Source organism: Fodinibius salinus, assembly GCF_008124865.1.
GTDB lineage: Bacteria > Bacteroidota > Rhodothermia > Balneolales > Balneolaceae > Fodinibius > Fodinibius salinus.
In genome coordinates this window covers 50,362-70,053 of sequence record NZ_VNHY01000001.1, presented here as the reverse complement: position 1 = coordinate 70,053, position 19,692 = coordinate 50,362, and the positions used below count along the sequence as shown (strand labels likewise).

14 protein-coding genes are annotated in these 19,692 nt (G+C 41.5%); 13 read left to right on the top strand and 1 reads right to left on the bottom strand.

Translation table 11 applies throughout. The features are described 5' to 3' along the window. The first annotated feature begins 41 nt into the window (after positions 1 to 41). From LX73_RS00290 to LX73_RS00230, 13 genes are all read left to right on the top strand, one after another. Positions 42 to 1,340 carry a tetratricopeptide repeat protein gene (locus tag LX73_RS00290; RefSeq protein ID WP_148897470.1) on the top strand — a complete coding sequence of 433 codons (1,299 nt, stop codon included), beginning with the start codon at positions 42 to 44 and terminating at the stop codon, positions 1,338 to 1,340. A gap of 167 nt (positions 1,341 to 1,507) precedes the next feature. Then, positions 1,508 to 2,581, top strand: coding sequence for a tetratricopeptide repeat protein (locus LX73_RS00285; protein ID WP_170245536.1), 1,074 nt, complete (start codon positions 1,508 to 1,510; stop codon positions 2,579 to 2,581). A 12-nt stretch (positions 2,582 to 2,593) separates the two neighbouring features. Then, the gene (locus LX73_RS00280; RefSeq protein WP_148897468.1) at positions 2,594 to 3,730 is read left to right on the top strand and encodes a cystathionine gamma-synthase; all 1,137 of its coding nucleotides are present in this window, start codon (positions 2,594 to 2,596) and stop codon (positions 3,728 to 3,730) included. A gap of 44 nt (positions 3,731 to 3,774) precedes the next feature. Further along, on the top strand, positions 3,775 to 4,956 hold the full coding sequence (locus LX73_RS00275; RefSeq protein ID WP_148897467.1) for an acetyl-CoA C-acyltransferase: 1,182 nt from the start codon (positions 3,775 to 3,777) through the stop codon (positions 4,954 to 4,956). 150 nt (positions 4,957 to 5,106) lie between these two features. After that, complete coding sequence (gene porV / locus LX73_RS00270) at positions 5,107 to 6,210, top strand: type IX secretion system outer membrane channel protein PorV (RefSeq protein ID WP_148897466.1); 1,104 nt, start codon at positions 5,107 to 5,109, stop codon at positions 6,208 to 6,210. A 15-nt stretch (positions 6,211 to 6,225) separates the two neighbouring features. Beyond that, the gene (locus LX73_RS00265) at positions 6,226 to 9,405 is read left to right on the top strand and encodes a T9SS-dependent M6-like inactivated metalloprotease (RefSeq protein ID WP_148897465.1); all 3,180 of its coding nucleotides are present in this window, start codon (positions 6,226 to 6,228) and stop codon (positions 9,403 to 9,405) included. After that, entirely contained in the window at positions 9,405 to 12,779 is a 3,375-nt protein-coding gene (locus tag LX73_RS00260) for a hypothetical protein (RefSeq protein ID WP_246138136.1), read from the top strand. The genes LX73_RS00265 and LX73_RS00260 overlap by 1 nt, the downstream gene beginning before the upstream one ends. Continuing rightward, complete coding sequence (locus tag LX73_RS00255; RefSeq protein ID WP_148897464.1) at positions 12,757 to 13,692, top strand: hypothetical protein; 936 nt, start codon at positions 12,757 to 12,759, stop codon at positions 13,690 to 13,692. Before LX73_RS00260 ends, LX73_RS00255 begins: the two co-directional genes overlap by 23 nt. Before the next feature lie 30 nt (positions 13,693 to 13,722). Continuing rightward, entirely contained in the window at positions 13,723 to 14,547 is an 825-nt protein-coding gene (locus LX73_RS00250; RefSeq protein ID WP_148897463.1) for a PASTA domain-containing protein, read from the top strand. A 6-nt stretch (positions 14,548 to 14,553) separates the two neighbouring features. Continuing rightward, a complete protein-coding gene (gene rpe, locus LX73_RS00245) occupies positions 14,554 to 15,240 on the top strand; it encodes a ribulose-phosphate 3-epimerase (RefSeq protein ID WP_148897462.1) in 687 nt (228 codons plus the stop codon). A 117-nt stretch (positions 15,241 to 15,357) separates the two neighbouring features. After that, complete coding sequence (locus tag LX73_RS00240; RefSeq protein WP_425461083.1) at positions 15,358 to 16,335, top strand: PhoH family protein; 978 nt, start codon at positions 15,358 to 15,360, stop codon at positions 16,333 to 16,335. Between the two features lie 69 nt (positions 16,336 to 16,404). Continuing rightward, positions 16,405 to 17,202, top strand: a complete 798-nt coding sequence (locus LX73_RS00235) for an MBL fold metallo-hydrolase (protein WP_148897460.1) — start codon at positions 16,405 to 16,407, stop codon at positions 17,200 to 17,202. A 95-nt stretch (positions 17,203 to 17,297) separates the two neighbouring features. After that, entirely contained in the window at positions 17,298 to 18,089 is a 792-nt protein-coding gene (locus tag LX73_RS00230) for a purine-nucleoside phosphorylase (RefSeq protein ID WP_148897459.1), read from the top strand. A 101-nt stretch (positions 18,090 to 18,190) separates the two neighbouring features. On the opposite strand, the gene LX73_RS00225 is transcribed toward LX73_RS00230, so the two are convergent. Then, on the bottom strand, positions 18,191 to 19,672 hold the full coding sequence (locus LX73_RS00225) for a hypothetical protein (RefSeq protein WP_148897458.1): 1,482 nt from the start codon (positions 19,670 to 19,672) through the stop codon (positions 18,191 to 18,193). Positions 19,673 to 19,692: the final 20 nt, after the last annotated feature.

Below are 19,692 nucleotides of genomic sequence, written 5' to 3'. Positions count from 1 at the left end.
AAACGGATTTTTTAATATTCAATTTTATAGCAATTAACACCATGTTAAGAAAACAATTACCATATTTACTCGTGACCTTGCTCATCGGCGTTATGATTGGGTGTGGAAGTTCAAACCCACTAGTTGAAAAAGCCGAATCAAATATTAAAAGTCAGAATCCCCAAGTAGCATTAGAAGCAGCAAATGAGTCTATTGAAAAATATCCTGAGGACCCTTTGGGATATTATTACAAAGGTGTTGCTCTAAGTGGATTAGCAAAACAAGAAAATGATCCATCTGCTAGACGGGATTACTATAAACGTATGAACGAAACATTTGCCGAAGGCGAAAAAATTGCAGCAAATAGTGAAAATACTCCTGATGAAATCAACCGTATCCCCACTATTAAAAAACAAATTTGGAGTTCAGAACATAATCTCGGTATCAAGTATTTTCGGAATGATAGTTTAAAGAACACTGTAAATAATCCATTACAATATTCAGAGGGACACCTCGAAAATGCCACTATGGTGCAACCAGACAGTGCGATGTCATGGGATGTACTTGCGCAAATAGCAGGTGCAAACAAATCTTACAAAAGGGCCAGCTCTGCAAAGTCTCAATATCTAAAAATGATACCTGACTCTGCGAAAAAAGCTACTGATTATATGCAGTTGGGCAGCTACCATTTTAATCAGGAAAATAACCAACAAGTTGTTAAAGTATTTGAGGAAGCTGCACAACTTTTCCCTGAAAACAAAGACATTATTTCAAATTTAGCTGATGCTTATAACCGGGTTGGAAAGTCTGATAAAGCAATAAGTACTACTGAAAAACTTGTCCAACAAAATCCTGAAGAGCCTAAATTTCACCAAGTTCTCGGCACCCAACTTTATAAAAAGGCGCTTACTCTGGGCGATACTGTTTCTGCCAATAAAGAGAAAATTAAGACGCTCAAAGAAGAAGGTGGAAACAAACAAAAAATTTCTAACTTAGAACAAGAAAATAAAAAACTAAGTTCTCAAATTACTGAGTTAGAAAATCGGGCTGAGAAAGAATTAAAAACGACGGTAGAATATAATCCTGAAAATCCCGGTGCATATAATACACTTGGTGTTATATACCAAAACAAAGCAAAAGCCAAGTTTGATAAGCGTAATATGACGGAGGATAATGCGAAAGCTAAAAAGCTGGATGAAGAAGGACGAAAATTCCTTCGTCAATCCATGAAGTATTATGAACAGGCGGCTGAAATTGATCCCGACAATAAAGATTACTGGCGAAGCCTGTTTAGCATCTATACCAACTTGGGTATGGACAAAAAAGCCAAAAAAGCCATGAAAAAAGCTGGAATGAACTAATTAACCTCATATAGCTTTAACTTTTGTTCATGAATTATTCTATCACCCGAATAGCAAGTGTTATACTTGCATTCGGGTTCTTTTTTGGATGTACACTTTTACAGAAATCTTCAACCTCTCAATCTGATAAACGCACTCAAAAACAGCTTAGAAAACAAATAAAGCAGTTGGATAAGCAATTGTCCAAATCTGACAGTACTGCTTCTATGTTGTATCAAAAAGGGGAGTTGTTAATCAAATTGGCAGAAAAAAAGGAAGTAGGCAGTCGCCTTTCAACATATCAACAAGCCCATACTACGCTTATGCTGTCAGCACAAAAGTATGAGCAAGCATATACAAATACTGATCAGAACAAGGCTTCGGAACTATTGAATGTTTCTTGGAGTAACGAACACAATAAAGGAGTACAAATTACCCAGGATGATTCTGTATTAGCTTCTGATTATTATAAACGGGCCGGTGATCACTTCCACAATGCTACGGTAATTATTCCCGACAGTGCTACCTCATACAAGCTGGGGGCACAGGCATATTATCACAGCCAACAACCGGAAAAAGCTATTGCATTGCTTGAGGAAGCGCAAAAGCAAATAGATCGACCACCTATACCGGTATTAGAACAATTGGGATATCTTTATCTGCAAAATGATCAGCCTCAAAAAGCTGTGCGAATCTACCAACAGGCAGTTTCTATATCTGACCAAAATACCAACCTTATTCACGGACTTTCAAATGCATATATAGCGAACAAACAGCACCAGCAAGCTATTCAATTATTAGAAAGTCTGGTGGAACAGAAGTCTAATAATATTATTTATAAGCAAAGTTTGGCCACAGAACTATATCATATTGGCTCACAACAAATGGACAACCTGAAAAAGAAACAAAGCAAACTCACTGAAAATAATTTTAACTCAGTAGATTCTCTGTTTCAACGTGCCCATACACTTTTTAACAAACTTTTAGAAGACAATCCGCAAAACATCAATATTAAACAGCAGGCAGCACAATTCTATCTCAACAGTGCGTCTGTGTACCAACAAGTTCAAAGTATTGCTACGGGTGACCTCGCATCAACTGTCCAAAAACGAATGAAGGAGTTTTTAACAGAATCACTGCCGTTATACAAAGCGCTAACTGAGAAACATCCCAAAAACAAAACGTTCTGGCGAAATCTGTACCAAACATATTCTTATTTAGGAATGAAGGAAGAAGCCCAAAACATAAAGTCTAATTTTTAATCAATTTCTGTAATGAAATTTAATACTAAGACTATCCACGCAGGACAAAAAATGGAAGAAACTTCGGGTGCAGTAATGCCTCCGATTTTTCAGACATCTACTTATGCACAAGAAGCACCGGGTGTACACAAGGGATATGACTATGCCCGAGTGAGTAATCCTACACGAACAGCACTGGAAAAATTAATTGCCGGACTAGAAAACGCCGATGAGTGTGCCTGTTTTGCAAGTGGATGTGCTGCTATGGATGCAGTATTAAAAATGTTTCGTCCTGGTGACCACGTCATTGCATCTAATGATTTATATGGCGGCAGCTATCGTTTGTTTACCAAAGTATTTGAGCCATTCGGTATCGAATTTTCTTTTGTAGATATGACCGATCTGGCTAACGTTAAAGAGGCTGCTACTGAAAACACTTCCCTTCTGTGGATAGAAACTCCCACAAATCCACTTTTGCGCGTCGTTGATATTAAAGCATTAACGGATTTTGCTGATAATCAGAATATGTTATCAGTCGTTGACAATACCTTTGCGTCTCCCTATTTGCAACGTCCATTAGACCTTGGAGCCGATGCTGTACTGCACTCTACTACAAAATATTTGGGAGGTCATTCTGATATTATTGGTGGAGCTGTTGCAACCTCTGATGAAGAGATTATGGAACAATTGCGATTTCAAATAAAGACAACCGGTGCTGTACCCGGACCGATGGACTGCTATTTAACGTTACGAGGTATAAAGACATTATCTGTACGCATGCAACAAGCTACTGATAACGCCAAACAGATAGCAGAATTTTTGGATAACCACCCAAAAGTGGGACGAGTTAGTTATCCAGGACTTGAAAGTCACGGGCAACACGAAATTGCCAAAAAACAGATGGATGATTTTGGAGCTATGGTTTCATTTTCTCTAAAAGATGACGCTCAGGAACGAGCTAAAGAATTTATGAGTCAGACAGAGGTTTTCACTCTTGCTGAAAGTTTGGGAGGCGTAGAATCCTTGGTAAATCATCCCGCTTCCATGACACATGGTTCTATCCCCAAAAAAGTACGCGAAGCAGCAGGACTAAAAGATTCACTCATTCGCCTGTCCGTTGGTATTGAAGGTGCTGATGATCTTATCCAGGATTTAGATCAGGCATTTTAAACAAACTGAAATACATTCTTTATAAATCTAAAAAAGATTTTCTTATGCAGAACGTAGTTATTGTAGAAGCAAAACGTACACCGGTAGGTTCTTTTGGCGGTAGCTTATCATCATACTCAGCACCTGAACTAGGCGCTGCCACAATCACAGAACTTGTTAAAACGACAGGCATCAGTGCCGATGATATCCAGGAAGTGGTATTTGGAAATGTTCTCACTGCCGGTATTGGTCAGGCACCAGCCCGGCAAGCAGCACTTAAGGCTGGACTCTCGGACCTTACGCCCTCAACGACAGTCAACAAAGTGTGTGCATCTGGGATGAAAGCCATTATGATCGGTGCGAACCAAATTAAGCTTGGCGAAGCAGATATTATTGCTGCTGGCGGAATGGAAAGTATGAGCAACGTACCTTACTACCTGCAAAAACATCGTTTTGGATCCAAATTGGGTCATGCTGAAGCCGAAGATGGCATTATTAAAGACGGACTGTGGGATGTATATAATGATTTCCACATGGGAAATGCCGCTGAAATTTGCGCTGATGAATGCGATATAAGCCGCGAACAGCAGGATGAATTTGCAATAGAATCCTACAAACGCGCCATCAATGCACATGAAGAGGGTTATTATGATGATGAAATTATTGAAATGAAAATAAAAGACCGCAAGGGTAACGTTTCTAAAGTAAAAATGGACGATGAGCTCAAGCGTGTTAATTATGATAAAATTCCCAAACTGAATCCCGTTTTTGACAAAGAAGGGACTGTAACCCCCGCAAATGCCAGCAGCATTAATGACGGTGCAGCTGCTGTACTATTGATGAGCGAAGATAAAGCAAATGAACTTGGCCTTACGCCCATCGCTCAAATAACCAGTCAGGCAAGTGCTGCCAAACAACCCGAATGGTTTACGACTGCCCCAGCTGATGCAATGCCTAAAGCAATAAAACGAGCTGGTATATCTAAGGATGAGATTGATCTTTTTGAGGTAAACGAAGCTTTTTCTGTAGTCACGCTAGTAAATAATGAAATCCTTCAACTGGATCCCGAAAAAGTAAATATTCACGGAGGTGCTGTAAGTATTGGCCATCCCATTGGTTGTTCGGGGGCCCGTATTATCGTTACCCTGCTACATGCTCTAAAGCGTACTGGCGGAAGTCACGGCTGTGCTGGCATTTGTAATGGCGGTGGCGGAGCATCAGCAATGGTTTTGGAAATGGTAAGTTAAGATAAAAAGGCGGGATATGACCATGTCCCGCCTTTTTTATTTTTAAAATATTATGATAAATTAATTTATTAGGTTTTGCATTCGAGCTGATAAATAGGGTACTTTCAATTCATCCGTTCGCAGGTTTTTAATGCTATATTTTTATCTTTTATGGTTAAAAAAGTTTTTGCCACATTCATCTTACTGCTTTTTTCTATAAGTGGTGCTTATGCACAAGTTGGTATCACTTCTGTTCCTTTTCTACAAATAGAACCTGATTCTCGTGCTGCCGGTATGGGAAATACTGGTGTTGCTATTGCTGATAATGCTTCAGCTGTATTTTGGAACCCTGCAGGATTGGGGTTTCAGCGAGGCAATCAGATAAGTATTACCCATAGCGAATGGCTTCCTCAATTCAATGCTGACCTGTTTTACGATTATCTCGTCGGTAAATATCATCTGGAAAATATCGGTACCATCGGAGGTCATATTACCTTCCTCAACCTTGGCGAACAGGTTCGGACTAATGAAACTGGTAACACTATAAATAAATTTAATAGCTATGAATTAGCAGTAGGATTATCCTACGGTTTCCAAATTAATCAAAATTGGTCTTTGGGAACGGGAGCTCGATTTATTTATAGCAGTTTAGCAGAAGGGAAATCAGGAGGACAAAAAATTAATCCTGGTTCAAGTGTGGGAATCGACATCGCAGGTATGTATCAATCTGATACCTTTAATTTTTTGAGTCGTGATGCATCAATGAAGGCGGGCTTAAACATTTCTAACATTGGTCCCAAAATGAAATACACCGACAATGGACAAAAAGACCCTCTCCCAACAATGATGCGGCTGGGATGGTCTTTTACTACTAATTTAGATGAAGAAGGCATAAATACGTTGACCATTGCCAATGACATTTCCAAAATAATGGCACGTGCGGATACTACCGGCAGTTCGGACGGATTTTTGACTCCCTTATTTACATCTTGGGACAGCTATCAGCGTAAAACAGGTAATGGGCCAGAAACACTTTCTCTAGCTGAACAACTGATGATTGCCAGCGGCATTGAATACTGGTATAATGATCTTTTTGCACTACGAAGTGGGTTTTATTACGAAGATCCAAATAACGGAGATCGCCAGTTTATGACTTTAGGTGCAGGATTGCGATATAAATTCTTTGGTATTGATTTTAGCTATATTTACACGATCGGCGACAAAAATCACCCACTGGCCAATACAACACGATTTGGCTTGCTGCTGAACTTCTAATTCAGTAAGCTGGTCATGATGAATAACACCGTTGTTGCCCGCATATTTACAGGCATGTTCTTATTGAGCATGCCTTTTTTGTTATACCCGCTACTTGCTAAAGCGCAACAAACGATTCCAAAACGAAGTCATTCCTTAAACAATGGCCAGCAATTAACTGCCAAAGCCCCCGATTCACTGACAATTATTGCTATACGGATACAGTTCCAAGAAGATAATAACCGTTTAACAACAGGTAACGGTACATTCCAGGACGGGAACCTTTCATATCTTGATAGGCCTGATATAACACTGGATCCTCTGCCCCACAACGAATCCTACTTTAAGTCCCATCTCCGCTTTGCAAAAAATTATTTCGAGACTGTGTCAGGACAGCAAATGCACGTTGAATACCGTGTTTTGGGTCCTATCTATCAGCTCAATAATAAAATGGAAAGATATTCTCCGACCGGCCAAAACTTTACTAATGAAAAAGTAGCACAATTGGTCAGGGATTCCTGGCAAGCCGTAAAAAATAACGGTGGATTCTCAACCGACACCCTGGATCCCCAAAAAACCGCCTTTGTTATTTTTCATGCCGGCGTCGGACGAGATATCGAGCTTATCGGCACTAACTTAGATAAAACTCCGCAGGATATTCCTTCGCTGTTCATGAACCAGAATACACTGGGAGATTTGTTAAATGCCCCCGCCTTTGATGGATTTGCCATCAACAACACCTCATTCCGGATAACCAATTCAATGGTACTACCCCGTACCCTTTCCCGCAAAGGAAAAAATGCAGTGGGCGAAGAATTTGTGCTACAACTTTCTATCAATGGACTGTTCACAGCCTCAATCGGCAGTTACTTGGGCTTACCAGACCTTTTTAATACCACTACGGGAAGTTCCGGCATCGGGCGATTTGGACTGATGGACGGTGAAAGTTTTTTCTCCTATCGGGGCTTGTTCCCGCCCGAACCCTCAGCATGGGAAAAGATTTTTTTGGGATGGCAGTCTCCCTTCATGATTTCAAAAAATACCGGCGGCCCCATCGCACTACCGGCAGTTGCCTTTCATCAAAATAACAGCATTGCTAAATACTCCCTATCCCGCAGCGAATACTTTTTGATTGAAAACCGTCATCGCGCTCCTGCCGGCAACAATCTTACTCTTACCTTTCAACAACCGGATGGCACTGAAACAACTAAAAATTTTAGTAATACCGATCAGATATTTACGAATCAATCAGACGGATTTACAGATCTTTTCCCAAAAGGTGTGCTTACTGATGTCAGTAATTTTGACTGGAGTTTGCCCGGTGGTATTGATGTTGGGACAGACGGGAAGGCAGGCACATCCGATGACCGCATACTCAACGGTGGCATACTTATATGGCATATCGATGAGGCTGTTATTGAACGATCGCTGACAGACCAAACCGTAAATGCCAATCCACAACGGCGGGGGGTAGATCTGGAGGAAGCTGATGGTGCCCAAGATATCGGCCGCCCAGCAAGTGATGATTTTAGTCAACAAGCACGGGGTACCGCTTTTGATTTCTGGTGGTCTGACAATGACGCTTCCGTTATTACACTGTCGGGAGATACGTTAAGCTTCTATGAAAATAGATTTGGCCCTAATACCCGTCCTTCAAATGAAAGTAATTCGGGAGCCCGCAACTTTTTTGAGCTTTTTAATTTTTCGGCCAATCAATCCACGGCTACTTTTCGTGTTCGTCCGACATCCGGCGATAATATTTCGACCATACCGCTGGCTGAAGATGAAATTCCTGATCAGGCATTTACCAGTGCCAACGAAGATTATTATAAATCTTATCCGCTCCAGCTATCACTGTATAAAGCACAGTCAGATTCATTTTTGATTATTCCCGGCCGGCAGTCAGCCTATGCCATCAACTTAGGTAACAATTCGAATTCACTCTTTGATTTTCAATCAGGGAACATTCAACAACCTTTCCAAGGCAGCCAACTTGTACTGGGCCAGCCCCCAATCGGCAACCAAATTATGCTTAGCTCGTGGAATTGGGACGGAAGCAGCTGGAATACCAACTGGACTAATTCTGCAAACGCAAACGATGCTTTTATCAGTGCTAACAATGCCCAAACCCTGTCGCTGGATTTTACTGACCAGCAAATTAATGCCAATAACGGCTCCTTTTCTTCACCACTGGCCCAACCTAAACAACGCTCAGAAATTATTGACGGTCAGTTTTCTAGCATCCAAAATGGTAAGCTCCAAATTTCTTCGGGGAATGGCTCTTTCGCCATGACGTCAGCAACGAACAGACGTTATACGGGCGTTGTTAAGCTTTCAGCTAAAAAAATTCGATTCTATTTACTTACTGATGAACAGCTACTGGTTTTTAATCCCAATGATATTATAAATCCCAACGAAATTATTGAAGGGACTCCCCTGGAATGGCCAGCCATGACAGATCTTGATGAAGATGGAAAGATTGATTTTCTATTTGTCAATAAATCTACGCAAAAGTTAGAAGCCCGTAACATCAACGGTGCCATGCTTGCCCACTTTCCGCTCTCCCCTCCCAAAGGCAGCTCATTCATTGGCACCCCACTAATTGCCAATACTAGCAGCTCTAATTCTCCACACATTTACATAACTGCCCAAGACAGTGTAGGGATAAATATTTATGGTTACAGCAAAAATGGGAAGGAACTAGATGGATTTCCGCTTTATGTTGGAGCCGTAAATAACCAACAAAACCAGCCGGTACACCCAATATTAAAAACGAATATACTTTATGCTGTCAGTCACGAGGGATCAATAAAAGCCTGGAAGATCAATAATATTACAAAAGTGCTCTGGGGAAATCGATATGGGAATGCACCTTTCAATAAAGTATCCGGTATTAATAATACAAGTCCTTCTTCAAATCATGGTGACCAAAAATCAATATTAGTTAAAGAAGAAACCTATAACTGGCCCAATCCCGCTAAAGACTTTACCAATATACGGTTTAAAACTTCCGGATCCGGACATGTAGATTTAAAAGTGATTACGGCAGGTGGTACTGTCGTGCTAGAAAAGCAATTTAATGCCTCGGGCGGGACTGCTGAAGAACATCGTATTTCAACCAAAGACTGGAGCAGTGGTCTGTATTTAGCGATGGTAACAGCAAAAATTAATGGAGAACAAGCTCGAAAGATGATCAAAATGGTTGTCGTCCACTAATGAAAAATATCGCATCATACATATTATACTGCATATTTTGGGTATTGATGGTGAGTAGTGCCACTGCTCAGCTATCACCCGACCTTTATAATTATCCCCAAAATCACCTGCCCTGGTATTCCATAGAGACTGACCATTTTCAGATACATTTTCAAGAAGGTAACAGTCAATCCGCGCAAGTAACGTCTCGAATCGCTGAAGAAGTCTATCCACCTATAACTTCGCTGTACAATTTCGAGCCCGATACTAAAACAGATATCGTACTCAGGGATCGGCAAGACTACTCCAACGGGGCGGCTTACTTTTTTGACAACCATATCGATATTTGGGTCTCTGCTTTGGATACGCCTTTCCGCGGCACCCATGACTGGCTCTGGGATGTGATTACCCACGAGTTCACACATATCGTTCAGCTACAAACGGCTATGAAGAGGAACCGGCGCTTCCCTGCTATCTACTTTCAGTGGCTCTCATATGCTAATGTCCGGCGTCCCGATGTACTTTATGGATTTCCCAAAGGCATTATCACCTATCCATTTTCTTCTATTAATGTACCTGCCTGGTTTGCAGAAGGGGTGGCCCAGTATCAGCGTCAACAACTTTACCACGACTTTTGGGATTCGCACCGCGATATGCTGTTGCGCACATCCCTGCTGGCGGATGAGCCAATCGATTTTCAAGAAATGAGTTTTTTTACGTCCAAAAATGGTTTAGAACGAGAACAAATTTACAACCAAGGCTTTGCTTTTACCACCTATTTAGCCGAGCAATACGGAGAATCCATTATCCCAAAAATTTCTGATTCACTCGGACAGTCTGGGGTATTTACCATTGATGAAGCACTGGAAAAATCCACTGGGGAATCTGCTCAACAATTATTTGATAGTTTTATTCACACTTCCAAAAAGCAGTATAAACGAGCAATAGATTCTCTGGAAGTGACGGCAACCAATAATATTGAAGATCAAGGGTTTTTAAACTTATATCCCAAGCTTTCTCCCGACGGTTCAAAACTGGCTTACCTCTCAAACAAAAACCTGAAAGCACTTGGTACACAGCTCTTTATTCAGCCACTGGACAGTAATAGCTCTGGACAGGTTATAAATTTGGGGCTACTCCAAAAATCTTCTCCAAACCAACATTCCGGGCATTATCAAGAGCCCATTATCAAAAAAATTAAGTCGGCTTATTCCTTTTCTAAAGATGGTCAACAATTAGCCTTTAGCAAGCAGAGCCTAAATAAGTTTGGGGAACAGTACAACGGTCTGTATATCTATGATGTTGATACTCAACAAATTATCCCAATAAGCAAAAGTAAGCGCCTGTCATCACCGGCCTGGCACCCACAGCAAAATAAATTAGCCGCCGTTCAACAAAAAAATAGAACGCAAAACATCGTAGAGCTTGATATCTCTACGGGTCAGATAAAACAGTTGACTAATTTTTCTGAGGGCGAAGTCATCTTTACCCCGTCATGGCACCCAGATGCCCAACATATTTATTTTTCTGCTGCTAACCATTATTCGCGTAATATCTATTCATACAACATTAACACCAATCGCACGAACGTTGTATTAAAAGACACGCTCACCGATTTCCGTGACCCTTATATTGATGCATCAGGCAACTACCTATATTATGCTGCTGACCCCGATGGTATTTTCAATATCTACTGTCTGCCCTTAGACCAAGATCAGTCACAGCCCCAAAAAATTACCAGTGTGCTGGGCGGAGCCTTTATGCCGCATACTTCGGACGATATGTTATACTTCTCCAAATTTACTGCCGAAGGATACCAAATCGCATCTACTGAGCTACCCGAAAAATCCGACGACAAATTAAATCTAAATCACTCATACCAACGTTCTGAGCTCACTAACTTTAAAATACCTGACTCATCACGCCTTACCGATCGGCCTTCACTGGATGAGATAGAAAGTCTGTCACAAAAAAAATTACAAAAGCTCGGTCGCTCTGATTCTTTATCATTAAATCAGAAAGAATCTAATAGTGGCAACCCGGCCTTTTTGCACCCCTATGATAATAATTTTACCAGCATAAGCTTTTATCCAGTCATCCGATTTGACAACTATTCGAAAAAAAATGGTCCAAATGGCAGGTTGCTCACTAATGGAAAGTTTGGAGCTCTTGGAGAAAACTTACTGCGGGATTTAAAAATTGGAACCTATTTTAGCTCTCGTGATGTCACTGATCAGCTCAATATTTTTGGCGGATTTTTGATTGGACCTGCCTCAGAATCAGCTAGCGGTATTGGAGACTTCTTCTCTCCCTCCCGACTTACTGATATTGATCGAGATCTGTTTTTAATCACCGAATACCAAGGGCTCCCCTTTATCAAAAAACGGTGGTCTCCTACGATATCTCTGGAATTTTACAGTCAGCGGCGCAATGTAGCTGACGGGCTTTCAATCGAAGAATTTCCCTGTACGTCATGTCTGCCCGATACTACTACTACCGATATAGCTTATAATATCTGGGAGGCTAACCTATTTTTACGTAGTAAAATTAATGCCCAAAATATTATAGAACTGGGCGTGGGATACAGTCCCTACGAAGTACAGACCGACGGTTTTTTCTCTGAAGAACTACAACAGTTCGTACCTTCCTCTTCATCAGAATACTTTCGGGGAACCAGATTTACCGCCGCTTACACCTATGAGCAATTTTGGTCATATCCACACGCAGATGTAGCTCCACTAGGGCTTCGGACCTCCCTGCGATATTCCTACGAGCCAAACAAGTTATTGGAAGAATATGAAATTAGTGGTGGTACTTTATCCCCTGTTTATGAAACGGTTAAAAATCATTCTGTACAAGCTTCAGTGAGATATGGATTTCCGGTATCAACCAATACAGCAGTAAATCTGTACGGACGTGGATTCAGCTACCTTAATAAACCAAATGACTTTTTCTATCTCGACTACATCGGTGGCTTTTCAGGAATGCGCAGCTACCCTTATTTTGCTTTGGGAGGCAACACGACTGCTATGTTAACGCTCTCATATACCTTCCCGCTTCTGCGCGGTATCAATAAAGAAATAGGACGTCACACAATGGATAAGCTTTATCTACGTTTATTTGCGGAAGGTGGCAATGGCTGGGACGGCCCGCTACAGATCGGTAATACTATTAAAACAGGCTTGGGCGGAGAGCTTCGGTTTGCCTTTAACAGCTACTACCTGTTCCCAGTAAAACTCTTTGTGAGCGGCGCCTATGGATTTAATACTTTTGATGTTACTTTACCTGATAATTTTATCACCGAAACATCTGGAGGAAAGATATCATACGGTAAAGAATTTATTTTCCATTTTGGATTAACTTTCGATTTTAATGTTTTCAACCATAGTCAATAAAATTACGGTTTGGGGATTATTTTTTATCAGTCTTTCTCTAGCATGCTATGCCCAACCGGTAATCAAATCCGGGGAACCATCCACCGCTGAGCAAATCACTATGCAGGATTTAAAACCGACAATCAATTACAGTAACTCCGATCCTTTTTACCAGCCTGTTCGCAAAAAAGCCGGTCTGGCACTGCTTAGTTCTGCTATCATCCCCGGCAGCGGGCAAGCGGCCAATAAGAAATGGATCCGCGCCGGAGCATATCTACTTGCCGATGCTGTTTTACTCGGCATCCACTTTAAACAGATTAATGATGCACATCGTCAGCAGCGCCGTTATAATCAATTTGCCAACAACAACTGGAGTGTAGTCTCCTATGCCAAATGGCTTGTAAACTATCACGACCAAAATCCCCAGCTGCAAAATCCCCATATTGATGATCTTCGAAATCAGGTTAGCGGTATCACTCCTTCATACAGCACTCAAGACTGGGAAAAAGTAAAACTGGACTTGCTCCGAAAAGTTGAACGAAATACTCGATTTGTGTACCCGGATAATGAGGTCGGCAATACTTTTTCCCATGTAACACCCGACTTCGGTTCACAACAATATTATGAGCTGATCAGCAAATATTACCAGTTTGGCAGCGGATGGAAAGGTTTTGGTACAAATATCAACAATAAGTACCAGCTACCTTGGGATGGAAGCGCAATGCCCATGAATTTTATGCGCGGTTCGCAACAAGCCGAAAACTTTAACGATAGCTATCGTATTGCCAGAAATATGATTTCATTACTTCTGATAAACCATTTCTTGTCTGCTTTTGATGCCTTCTTAACTGTTAAGCTGAAAAATGCCAGGATAGAAACTGATACTAATCTGATCAATCCCCAAGAAACACTTTCGGTTAAATTTCACTTTTAATTTACTATTTAAAGTTCGATTTTTTGATATATGATCTCAGCAATAAAACGTTTCTTCACAAGTAAAAAAACGTATATCGGTGCAGCAGCCATTATCATAATAGGAGCACTGCTTCTATTACTGGTTGATACCGTTATTATGCCTGCTTACACTAATTATGATGAGGGGCTAACAGTACCGGATGTCTCACAGATTTCGCTGGAAGAAGCTCAGCAACAGCTCACAAATTATGGATTGCAGTACGAAGTGGCAGAACGACGTTCAAACACAGCCTATCCAGCTGATTATGTCATTGACCAAACCCCCTCTCCTGCTGAAATCGTTAAACCAAATCGCAAAATTTATCTAACCGTAAATACCGAAAGTAACCCAACAGTTAAAGTACCTGATGTGACTAGTCTTTCGTATCGAAATGCAAAGATTCAACTCCAAAACAATGGACTCAAGGTAGGAACGGTAAGCTATGAGTCTTCACGATTTAAAAACAGCGTACTACGCCAATCGGTACCCGCAAGCAAAGTAGTGCCCAAAGGTACTGTTGTGGATCTTGCTGTCAGTGACGGCTTGGGAGAAAAGGTGGTACAAGTACCTAATATTCGCGGACTCCGGCTTTCGGAAGCACAACAAAAACTACAGGAAGTAGGTCTGCGGGTAGGCGAAATTCGCTTCAAGCCCAGTAAAGAATTTGAACCAAATGTCATTCTCGATTTTTCACCTAAAAAAGAAGAAATTGTCATTGGTGAAACAATTAAATTAACTGTTTCTGAACGATTTAATGTAAAAGAAGAAAGTGAGTCGGGAGCTGTCATCGATACTACAACTAATATTGCTTCTCCCGATTCCACAAACAAATAACATACTATGGATTTTGAACTTCCCATCATTGCTCCTTCCATTTTAGCCGCTGACTTCAGTAAGCTTGGCGAACAAATTGAGGAATGTAATGCCGCCGGTGTCCGGTGGATTCACTGTGATATTATGGACGGTCATTTTGTGCCCAACATTAGCTATGGACCGAGTATTGTAGAAGATGCGAATCACTGTACTGACGCCTTTCTGGACGTACACCTTATGATTGAAAATCCGGATCAATATATTGAGGCTTTTGTAGATGCCGGAGCAGATCAAATCACCGTTCACCAAGAAGCTTGCCCACACCTACACCGAACAATCCAAAATATTCATCAGTATGGCATCACCGCCGGCGTGGCGATCAATCCGGGAACATCACTGCAGTCTATCACTCCCGTGCTGAATGAACTCGACCTGGTACTTGTGATGAGCGTTAATCCCGGCTTTGGCGGTCAATCATTTATCCCGGCCACCCTCCAACGATTACAAGATCTCAGAAATATGCGCAAAGAAAAGGGAGCCGGATTTCTTATAGAAGTGGATGGCGGGGTTAAACCAGATAATATTACTAATATTACCCATTCAGGGGCTGATGTGCTGGTGGCCGGCAGTGCTGTTTTTAAAGCTCAAAACATTGCTGAACGCATAAAAAGACTGAACGAAAAAGCACAAAAAGGTAAAGAAACAGTTGTCTAACAATATCCTTATGTACTGCCAATAATATCAATATTTATAAAATGTTCATTCAGTTTCCTTATCTTTACGATGCTATTTTGAATTAATCCTGATATTTCTATCGCAGATCAATCTATTATCAGCAACGAAACGTATCAAATTGAGGATGTCGAACCTGTTCTCGTGTTGGGATTCCATGACGAGCACCTAAAGCAGCTCGACGAAGCGTATCCCGATACTACGCTTACTGCTCGCGGTGCCTCGATTAAAATTGACGGCCCGGACAAAGACCGTCAAGAATTGGTTAATATTTTTAGCGAGCTTGAAAAAATGGCCGTTGAAAACGGCAATCTCAACGATAGCGATATTGATACGGTACTGGCCCTTAAAAAAGAAGACCGGAAACCTGAAAGACCGAATCCGCTCGAAGATGATAGCAATTCAGAAGAGTTTATCCTCCACACCTTTGACGACCAAACAATAACAGCCAAAACACCGGGTCAAAAACAAATTCTCAAATCATCTGCGGAAAACGACATAGTTTTTACTATTGGTCCGGCAGGAACGGGAAAAACATATACTTCAGTTGCACTGGCGGTGAAAGCACTTAAAGAACGTAAGGTGAAAAAAATTATCCTTACCCGTCCTGCCGTAGAAGCAGGCGAAACACTGGGATTCCTTCCTGGCGATCTCCGCGAGAAAATTGATCCCTATCTCCGCCCGCTTTATGATGCACTTGAGGACATGATTGAATATGACCAGCTGGAACTGCAACTAGCCAAAAACAACATCGAAATAGCACCCTTGGCCTATATGCGGGGACGTACTCTTAACGATGCGTTCGTGATTCTCGATGAGGCACAAAATGCCACAAACATGCAAATGAAAATGTTTTTGACGCGTATAGGCTTTAACAGCCGCGCTATTATTACCGGTGATATTACCCAAACAGATCTGCCTCGCAAAAAACAATCGGGACTCATATCCATACAGCATATTTTAGAAGATATTGATGGAATTTCGTTTGTCTATCTTGATGAGGATGATGTGGTTCGGCATCGACTCGTTCGCGAAATTATTGAAGCCTATGATCAACATGAAGAAAAGAATTCATAACAATGAATTCTGAGTTTTGAATGACTCCATTCAACATTCAAAACTTACAATTCAAACCCCCTACTATTAATGACCGAAATATCCCAAAAAAGTCTTGCATATCCGCTTTACGAAGGTACCTTTAGCGTTGGGCTTGACAAGAAATTCAATCGTATTGACCGTGACGACCCGCCTGCTAAAGGAGCACTTAAAATATCTCTCAATCCCTTTTTGATTCAATCTAAAGACAAAAATATTCTTTTTGATGTAGGTATCGGCGACTTTGGAGAAGATACCAGTACTGACACCATCAAAGATAATCTCGATCAGCTGGGAGTCACTGACTATGAGATTACTGATATTTTTGCCAGCCATCTGCATTACGATCATATAGGCGGGCTTGCAGGTAAATCATCAGGATTTTGGGAACTCACCTTTCCCGATGCCAATGTTTGGGTTTCGAAAAAAGGATGGCAAAAAGTAATGGATATGGATGAATATTATGATGACGAAAAAACAGAATTTACTCATTTCTTAGATGCCAAAGCTGATTTAAATTTCTTGGATGAGGAGGATCAGCCCTATCCCGAAATTAGTGTTAAAAAGATTGGCGGACATACTGAGTTTTCACAGGTCCTACTTTTTGATGACGGTAACCAAAAATACCTGATGGGTGGCGATGTGCTTGCCAACAGAGGTGAAGTAAACCGGAAATTCGCTGCCAAATATGATTTTGACGCCGACCGTAGCATGGAAGCCCGTCAAGAATTAACAAAATTAGCCTACGAAGAAGATTACACGGTAATGGGCTATCACGATTCACATCACCCCCTATTTAACCTGACGGACTACGATGAACAACAAGGATATAAAATTGAACCTATGTAAAAAATGCGCAGGCTACATCCCCAAGGCGCAATATTTTACCAATCCTATTACATCCTTGCGACTTTTCATTTCTGCGTAAACTAACTTTGTAAGCTATGAAACTACCTGACTTTACTGATCAAATAGCTGATTACCTGCAACAACAAGAAATTCCTGATGCAATTGAAGCGGCTATAATCCTCGGTTCCGGTCTGGGCGGGTTTGCTGATGAAATTAAAAATCCTCAAGCCATACCCTACGGCAATATTCCCGGCATGCCCGTTTCATCAGTAAAAGGTCATGCCGGTGAACTCATCTTTGGAACAGTGAGTGGTAAAAATATTATGGCATTTTCCGGTCGCTTTCATCACTACGAGGGCTTTTCTTTCGAACAGGCAGCCACCCCAGTTTACATAGCTAAATCGTTGGGGGCTAACAAGCTTATCGTTTCTAATGCAGCCGGCGGAATCAATACATCTTTTTCGGTGGGCGACTTGATGGTCATTGAAGGTATCATTCGTAATAATCTGGCTATTTCTCCGCGCGGGAATACTAAACACCGGTATCTGCACCACCAATGGGTTGATGAAGTTCGACAACTTGCCGCTAATTTGGGACTCGTTACCCAACAAGGTACTTATATTTTTTCTACCGGCCCCAATTACGAAACCAAGAGCGAAATTCGTGCCTTTCGTAAAATGGGTGCTGATGCGGTGGGAATGTCCACCGCACCTGAGCTATTCGAGGCAGCGCGACTCGAACTTAAATCAGTAGCTATATCGCTGATTAGTAATATGGCTGCAGGAGTTACCGGCGAAAAACTTGATCATGATGAAGTTAAAGCTGCCGCTGATTCCCGTAAAGAGGATTTTGCAAAACTTGTTAAAGAATTGGTTGCAAAACTTTGAATGAACGCGGATCATTCAAATCAAACGGATATGCACTAATTTTATATTATCCCATTAATAAGATTATAGTTTTTGATCTGCGCATACCCGTGACGGACCAATTACATATCTAACGTTTTCTGGTTCCCATATTTATCCAGATACTCCTTCAGTTTTAGTTTACGACGCGTACTGTCGCTCGTCATATAGCGCACCTTACCATAAATAGGACGCTCTTGCCAGGCCCGATCAAAACGGCCAAAAATCCAAAAGATACCCGAATAACTATTGGGATCACGTCCGTCAATAGCATAACGATTGTTGAGCTCAATCAAATAAGCCAGTGCGGTCTCGGGATTAGGCGTCCACTCCAGCACTTTTTTTCCCCACAGCATACGCAGGTAGTTTTGCATAACCCCCTCCTCTCTGAGCTGGGTCTGAGCAGCATTCCAGATCTCATCATGGGTTTTGGACTGTGCAAACTCTTCCAGCTCATAAATGTATTCCCGCGGATCATCTTTATGTTCTTCAAGGCTTTCCAATGCCCAGTCTGGCAACGTTTCATATTGATCGTAATCAGGCTCGTGATGTGCAAAATGGAACCCGACCTCCCTCCACGTTATTACTTCATCCAAAAAAGAATCCACATTGGGATCACCATTAAAAAATCCGCCGGTGGACCCTTTGTTAAATGTAATATTATCTAAGTCCCATCCTTTGGGTTGGTGATCAAGCACAGCATCCACAATCTCATACTCCGATATCTTGCCAAAATGGAGCCACGGACTTAATCCGCTGGCGGCATTTTCGTCGGGATCATTACGATTCTCATCATATTTCGACAGGCCGTACTGAATAAACTGGCCTAATTTGCCCAGCGCTGACTGACGGGTGCCCTCCAACGCAATTTTACTCACATCATGATTAATAGGTAAGGAGCCAATAAAAGACTCTTGATTCTCGAGTTTCTTATCAGCCGGGGGATATTTTGACAAAAACTCATCACCCAACTTAACCTTTGACAGGTTTTCAAGATCGGCCAACGGATCTTTCTTAGGAGAATTCGTAAAACACTCTACAAAATTGCGTTGCATTATTTTGCGGAAAAAGTAAGCGTTGTAAGGGGCTTTCTCCGTCAACCCAAGTGGAATAATACCATTGGAATCTACCGTGATGTAAGGGGTTTCTAATTTAGGCGCAACTTTCTCATTATGCTCTCGGATGATATAGACCGGGAATTCATCTGAAATGACGGCACAGGCATTTTCGGCTAACTCATAAAGTAGTCCATCCCCCGCTCCCGGTTTGTCTTCCAGATAGGAGTAATAGTTAACATTCTCCTCTTCAGCATAGGACAAATTTTCTTTCATCCCCTCCATCAGAAAGTGATGGAAACGATCAGAGGCCCACGGATAATCGCAACTTAACCCTTCATAAATCAGTAGCGGCTTATCTAACTTATTAGCCCATCCTACAGCATATTCCAGTGCATAATTGTATTGAAAACGCCGATTTATCTGCATCCAATACAGTACATAATCGCCATCAGAATCAGGTTCCGTTCCGTTCCGTTTAAAAACACGTTTGCTGTTGATATTTTTCATAATAGATACTCAAAATCTGT